The sequence below is a fragment of the Actinoplanes sp. NPDC051633 genome, assembly GCF_040681735.1.
Classification (GTDB): Bacteria; Actinomycetota; Actinomycetes; order Mycobacteriales; family Micromonosporaceae; genus Actinoplanes.
On sequence record NZ_JBFAZH010000408.1, the window covers coordinates 1 to 6,115 of the forward strand.

A 6,115-nucleotide genomic window follows, 5' to 3' on the forward strand; every position below is an offset into this window, starting at 1 on the left:
CCGGTGCTGATCAGCACGACCACCCCGACGCAGAACAGGGTGCCGGCGGTAGTGCGCAGGGGAGTCGGCATCTTGACCGATGCCGCCTCCGTCTCGCTGTCCTCGGCCACGACGGGGGCGAGGTTGCCGGCGCGGAACTCGGCTCTGATCCGGGTGGCCTCCCGCCGCAGCAGCACCGAGGTGAGCGGAAACCCGATGAGTCCCTGCAGGGCGGCGATCAGCACGGGGAAGACGGCGATGTTGCTGAGGCCGACACCGATCGCCGCCTCCTGGACGATGAGCACGGAGATGGTGCCGCCGCTGAGGGCGCCGGTGCCGGCAACCACGAAGTCGAGCGCCTGCGCATAGCCGTCGGCGGCGCTGCCGGAGATGCGGTTGCCGAAGATGAGGCCCGCCACGAGCAGAGCCACCCCGATGCCGACAACGGTCGCGACGCCGATGAGGAAGGTCTTCCACTGCTTCTTGAAATCGTCCAGGCTGATCATGGTGCCGAGGTGCACGATGATGAACCCGACGACGACTCCGGCCAGCCCCAGCAGACTGGAGCTGGCGAGCAGGTCCTCGGGGAAGATGCCGGTGAGGAAGCCGATCATGAAGATGATCGATGCGACGAACAGTGACGACAGCAGTGACTTCGTCTTCTTCGCTATGAAGTCGCTGACGGTCCAGACGAGCATCACAACGACGAAGGCGAGCACCGCATTCATGGGTTGGCCCCGGCTTCCTCTTGATGGACAGGGTGGCGTAAACGAACAAGCGGCGGTCAGACCGCGCGCTGGAAGTTGACGGCCACCTCGGCGAGCAAGCGGGTACCGAAGCCGGTGGCGCCCTTGTTGCGCCAGGCGTCGGCGGCCGGCAACTGACCGGTGCCGGCGATGTCGATGTGCGCCCATGGCCGGCCGTCGACGAACTCCTCGAGGAACAGGGCCGCGGTGATCGAGCCGGCGTTGGCGCCGCCCATGTTGGTCATGTCCGCCACCGAGGATTCGAGCTGCCGGCGGTAGGGCCGATGCAGCGGGAGCTCCCACACGGGTTCGTCCGCCGCGGCTCCGGCGGCCTTGACCTGCGCCATCAGCGCGGCGTTGTTGCCCATCACCCCCGCGATGTCGACGCCGAAGGTACGCAGGCAGGCGCCGGTGAGGGTGGCGATGTCGATGATGGCGTCGACACCGTCCTCGACCGACAGGGCAAGACCGTCCGCCATCACCAGACGTCCCTCCGCGTCGGTGTTGAGCACCTCGACGGTGGTGCCGTTGCGCATGGTCAGCACATCGCCGAGCTTGAGAGCCGTACCGGAGGGCATGTTGTCGGTGCAACAGAGGTAGCCGATCACCTCGGTGGTGCAGCCCAGTTCACGGAGCACGGTCATCGACGCGAGGACCGTTGCGGCCCCGGTCATGTCGTTCTTCATCTGCGCGTGCGACTCGTCGCTCGGCTTGAGGCTGATGCCACCCGAGTCGTACATGATGCCCTTGCCGACCAGAGCGAGCCGGCCCGTCGGCGACTCCGGCTTGTAGTGCAGGCGAATGAGCTGAGGTTCCTCGGCACTGCCCAGATTGACCCCGAGCAGCCCTCCGCAGCCCATCTCGATGAGCGCAGCCTTCCCGAACGCCTCGACCTCCAGGCCCGCGCCCGGTCCCACTTCCCGGGCAACAGCCGTCATCCGTTCGGCGCTCAGCGTGGTCGCCGGGCAGTTCGCCAGGTCGCGACCGAGGTTGCTCGCGCGCGACAGCGCCACGCCGATGCGGATGCCCTCGCGCATCTCGTCGGCCGCCTCGTCCGGCCCGGCGATGAGCAGCGAGTCCAGCAACGACTCCTCGCGACCCTTGCCGAGGAAGAAGCGCCAGCGAGCGAGCAGCACTCCCTCCGTCACGGCTTGAGCGAACTCCCGGGGCGTCAACGCGGTGGGCGACGCCGGCATCTGGACCGCCAGGTGCAGCTGCCGCGGTACGGCACGCGCGAAGCTGCCCGCGAGATCCCGCACCAGGGCGGCGCTGACCGTCTCCCCGGAGCCCAGGCCCACCGCCACGAAGACGTGTTCGCCGGCCGACGGGATCACGAGGGTCTGCCCGCGCTTTGCGTCGAACCCGGCTGCGGACAGAGCCTCCCGGTCGAGGCCGGCCACCCGGGCGTCCTTGTTGGTGGCGTCGACCGGCACGGCGACCGCTCCAGCCTTGTCCACGCCCGACAGGTCGGGGGCGACGGTGACGGACACCTGGCGGCGGATCGACGGAATGGGGTCGAAGGCTTGCATCGCTGGGTTGCTCACGACATCTCCCTTGAACTGTTGGTCCGAGAGTGGCGCGGGCAAGGTGAATCGGGCTCGACCGTTTAGGATGAAAGCGGCCGGCAGGTGCCGGACATGATCAGCGGCCGTCCCGGCCGGCCTGCCGCCGGGCGCCGGTCGCGCGGGTGGACGCATGGCGCTTCACCAGGCCGGTGGAGTCGGGTCGGCGGTCCAGCCGCTGCGGCCGGCGCCGCTCGACCGGCCGGGTGACCGGCGCAGCTGGTGGTGCGGTGTTGCGCGCCTGCCGCGCCTCGGCCAGCCGTTCGTCGCGCAACGCCTGCGCGCTGGCGCGAGCCGCCGCCGCGAGCCGCTCGCTCACCCGGGCCAGCGCCTCCTCGAAGACCTCGGCCTTGGCCCGGTGACGGTTGTTCTGCGCGTACGACTTGCCGCGGCCGCCGACCTGCTCGACCCCTCCGGCGGCCCGCCGGCGGTACACCTTGACGTGCTTGTTGCGCGCGCGCCGTATCACGGTGTGCAGCTCGACGAGTTCGTCCTCGTCCAGCTGATCCAGCTGATCCGGCTCGGTCCGGCGGGCCAGCATCAGCTCAGCTTCGGTCAATGAGTTCAGCACGGCGCCCAGATCGCGGCCCTCATCGTTAGCCATCGCGCGGTTCTCCGATTCGGTCGGCGGGAGCGAGCAGGCTCGGGGAGCATCGTCCTCACCGTGCCCATCGCCGGCTGCCGTGTCGTCGTCCGTCTCGGGTGACATCGGGTCCCCGCACCCGGCCGGACGGCGCGTTTGTCCGCGGTCGCGACCCGCCGCAGCCCACGGCACCCCGTGGCGCCGTCATCCGTCTCGGACGATGACCGCGGGCAGCGGGACGGCGAGCATGGGCTGAGCGATCCCGACCGGATGCGCCACGCGCTTCGAGTATCAGGAGGTACCCATGTCCCAGGGCACCGTCGAGACCGGGGCACTCGACAGCCTCGGACCGATCGAGTACCTCATCGTGGAGTTCACCGCCGGCCACGTGCCCGCCTTCGCCTTCCACCAGTTCCTCGAGCTGGCGGATCGTGACCTGGTCCGGATCCTCGACCTCGAGTTCGTGGCCCGCGCCGCCGACGGGGAAGTGACACTCTGCGATCCGGAGGCCGTACTCGCCGGTGCGGGCGGCGAACTGGCTGCCTTCGTCGGTGCCTCCTCAGGACTGCTGGACGCCGAGGACGTGGTCTGGATCGGCGAGCTGGTCGCGCCCGGCAATCTCGGCGGGATCGTCGTGTACGAGAACGTCTGGGTGGCCGCCATGGCCGCGGGCCTGCAGGAATCCGGCACCCGGATGGTCGCCACGGGAGTGATACCGGCCGGCGAGCTGGAGGCGGCGCTGGACGGCGCCACATAGCAATAGGTGGACCGAGATGGGGCGGTCACCCACCACGGCACGATTCATCGGGAGAGTCTCATGTCCGAACTGATCATCATCGGCTACGACGACCACGACACGGCCCAGCGCGCCTACGCGCAGGTGCAGACGCTGCATCACGACCACGTGGTCGATCTGACCGGCCTGGCCGTCGTCAGCGTCGACGACAAGGGAAAGAGCCACGTGGACACGCCCGGAGGCCAGGTGGCCGGCTCCGCGGCCTCCGGCATGCTGTGGGGCGTTCTGTTCGGGATCCTCTTCTTCGTACCGGTCGGCGGCATGCTGATCGGTGGCGCGCTGGGTGCGCTGATGGGGAAGCTGGGCAAGACGGGTATCGACGCGTCCTTCCGGGACCGGGTGCAGGCGATGCTGAGCCCCGGCAAGGCCGCCGTGGTGATCATGGCCAGGAAGATGACGGAGGACAAGTTCGCGACCGCCATGCGCCCGTACGGCGGTGAAGTGCTGCAGACTTCCTTGTCCAATGAGGACGAGAAGGAGCTCGCCGAGGAGCTCAGCGGTTCCTGAGCCTGCCGCATGCGGTGATCAGCGACGGATACACCGTGTCGCTGGTCACCGCATAGCTGTGCGCCCGAGCGTCGGCTCGGGACTCATGGCGCTGCGGACTCATGGCGCTGCGGACTCACGGCGCTGTGCCTGCGAGTGTGCGGTTCGCGTGTGTGCGGGCCGCCCGTGCCGAGCCGATGGTGACGGCCACCTGGGCCACGCCGATGACGATGAGAGCCACGGCGCCGACCGACAGGAAGGTCTTCAGGCCCAGCGCGGGCCAGACGAGCACCACGGCGGCCGCGGCCACGTAGAGGAGGCCGGCAGCGATCCGCCACCGGCGGATGGGGTCGTCGGCTCCGGCGAGGGCCACCGCAATCTCGACCACGCCGTCGAAGAGCCAGCCGATCGCCACGAACACCATCAGCAGCACGGCCGAGGTGAAGACGTTGCGCAGGCAGATGACGCCCACGACGGCGGTCAGCACGCCGAAGACCACGCCGAGCAACCTGTAGAGCACGGGGTATCCGCTGACCACCAGGCATAGCACCGCTCGCACCAGGCCGGTGATCAGCAGGTTGAGTCCGAAGAGGAAACCGGCCACCTGAATGGTCGCTCCGGGCCAGGTGAGGGCGGCGACGCCGACCGCGATGGCGGCCACGCCCAGCAACCCGGACAGCCACCAGTGGCCCAGGTCGGGTTCGGACGGTCTGGTCTCGGCGACCGTGGCCGGTGACGACATTGCGGACCTCCCAGTGGTGTAGGCGAGCAGGCGATTTGTGCGGCCACCGTCACTGGTCGGCCGCGATGATGTCGGTCAGGGCGGCGGTCCTGGCCGCGGTCCACCCTTCGGGCGGTGCGATGTGGGCCCACGCGTGCACGGGCATCGCGCCGAAGTTGTGGCCATGCCCGGCCGGCGCGTCGTTGGAGAACGCCATGTCCGCCGAGACTTGCCAGAACGTCACGAACGGGTACCAGTGCATGCTGGGCACCACATCGGCGCCGCGGGGTTCGGCCAGCCAGTCGGGGCGGCGCACCATCAGCCGCGGTTCCCACCAGGTGATCGGGTCGGACGGGTATTGCAGGTAGACCACTCGCGGCGTGCTCCAGGCGGCGGCCGGCTGTTCGAGGTCGGCCGGGACGGCGGCGAACCGGACGGTCGCGCCGTTGTCGTAGACCGGCAGCACCGCCGGGCTGCCGGCGTCGCGGTCCGCGGTGAGTTCCGACCACAGCCGGTTACGGCTCGGCGGGCCGATCAGCAGCATCCCGTCCGTGCGGTTGCGAATGTCGGCGGTGCCGCTGAAAGCCGTCTCGGCCCCGAAGGAACCCAGGCTCTCGCCGTAGACCAGCAGCTTCGGCCGCTGGCCCCGGGGCAGCCGCGACCACACGCCGTACACCTCGTCGAACAGGTCACGCCCCGCTGCGCGTGCTCGCTCCTTGTCGACCAGGAACGAGATCACGCTGGGCAGATACGAGTACTGCGTCGCGACCAGCGCGGTGTCGCCGTTGTACATGTACTCCAGCGGGTCGACGGCCCGCGCGTTGACCCAGCCGGTACCCGTGGTCGTGATGACGCAGAGCACCTTCCGGTCGAACGCGCCGGTGCGTTGCAGCTCCCGCACGGCCAGCGCGGCCCGCTCCCGCGACGTGGGCGCCGACTCCAGGCCGGCGTAGACCCGGATGGGCGGCTGCCCGCCGGGCCCGCCGAAGCGTTGCAGCGCTCCCGGATCGGGCCCGCCCGCGATGAACCGGCGCCCTTGGTTGCCCAGCGATTCCCAGGACACCAGTGATTGCGGTCCGCCGGAGCGCAGGCTGTCACGCGGGGCCGCGGCGTCCGGATCCGTCTCCCCGTTCACGGTCCGGAAGGCCCCGTCGGCGACGGTGAACATCGCGTCCACGACCACGCCGTTCAACACACCGAGCAGCAGCAGGACGACCGCCAGACCGGCGACCACGCGAGCGG

At 69.7% G+C, this 6,115-nt stretch carries 7 protein-coding genes; 2 read left to right on the forward strand and 5 right to left on the reverse strand.

Annotated elements, in window-relative coordinates:
• From AB0M20_RS22070 to AB0M20_RS22080, 3 genes are all read right to left on the reverse strand, one after another.
• The coding region (locus AB0M20_RS22070; protein WP_364300929.1) for a hypothetical protein at positions 1-707 on the reverse strand (707 nt) is incomplete at its 3' end.
• Positions 708-763: 56 nt separating this feature from the next.
• Positions 764-2,269, reverse strand: coding sequence for a leucyl aminopeptidase (locus AB0M20_RS22075; protein WP_364300931.1), 1,506 nt, complete (start codon positions 2,267-2,269; stop codon positions 764-766).
• A gap of 97 nt (positions 2,270-2,366) precedes the next feature.
• Positions 2,367-2,891: a hypothetical protein gene (locus AB0M20_RS22080; protein ID WP_364300933.1), complete on the reverse strand. Its 525-nt coding sequence runs from the start codon at positions 2,889-2,891 to the stop codon at positions 2,367-2,369.
• 283 nt (positions 2,892-3,174) lie between these two features.
• Here AB0M20_RS22080 and AB0M20_RS22085 point away from each other — a divergent pair, with 283 nt between their 5' ends.
• Positions 3,175-3,627 carry a DUF6325 family protein gene (locus AB0M20_RS22085; RefSeq protein ID WP_364300935.1) on the forward strand — a complete coding sequence of 151 codons (453 nt, stop codon included), beginning with the start codon at positions 3,175-3,177 and terminating at the stop codon, positions 3,625-3,627.
• Positions 3,628-3,687: 60 nt separating this feature from the next.
• Positions 3,688-4,173 (forward strand): DUF1269 domain-containing protein, encoded by a 486-nt coding sequence (locus AB0M20_RS22090; protein WP_364300937.1) that lies wholly within the window; start codon positions 3,688-3,690, stop codon positions 4,171-4,173.
• Positions 4,174-4,288: 115 nt separating this feature from the next.
• On the opposite strand, the gene AB0M20_RS22095 is transcribed toward AB0M20_RS22090, so the two are convergent.
• Both AB0M20_RS22095 and AB0M20_RS22100 read right to left on the reverse strand, forming a co-directional pair.
• Positions 4,289-4,894, reverse strand: a complete 606-nt coding sequence (locus tag AB0M20_RS22095) for a DUF308 domain-containing protein (RefSeq protein WP_364300939.1) — start codon at positions 4,892-4,894, stop codon at positions 4,289-4,291.
• Between the two features lie 49 nt (positions 4,895-4,943).
• The coding region (locus tag AB0M20_RS22100) for an alpha/beta-hydrolase family protein (RefSeq protein WP_364300941.1) at positions 4,944-6,115 on the reverse strand (1,172 nt) is incomplete at its 5' end.

What these genes read in the sequence shown, in the direction of transcription:
- AB0M20_RS22080 (WP_364300933.1), bottom strand. Translation starts at nt 2,891, where the DNA reads ATGGCTAACGATGAGGGCCGCGATCTGGGCGCCGTGCTGAACTCATTG.
- AB0M20_RS22085 (WP_364300935.1), top strand. Translation starts at nt 3,175, where the DNA reads ATGTCCCAGGGCACCGTCGAGACCGGGGCACTCGACAGCCTCGGACCG.
- AB0M20_RS22090 (WP_364300937.1), top strand. Translation starts at nt 3,688, where the DNA reads ATGTCCGAACTGATCATCATCGGCTACGACGACCACGACACGGCCCAG.
- AB0M20_RS22095 (WP_364300939.1), bottom strand. Translation starts at nt 4,894, where the DNA reads ATGTCGTCACCGGCCACGGTCGCCGAGACCAGACCGTCCGAACCCGAC.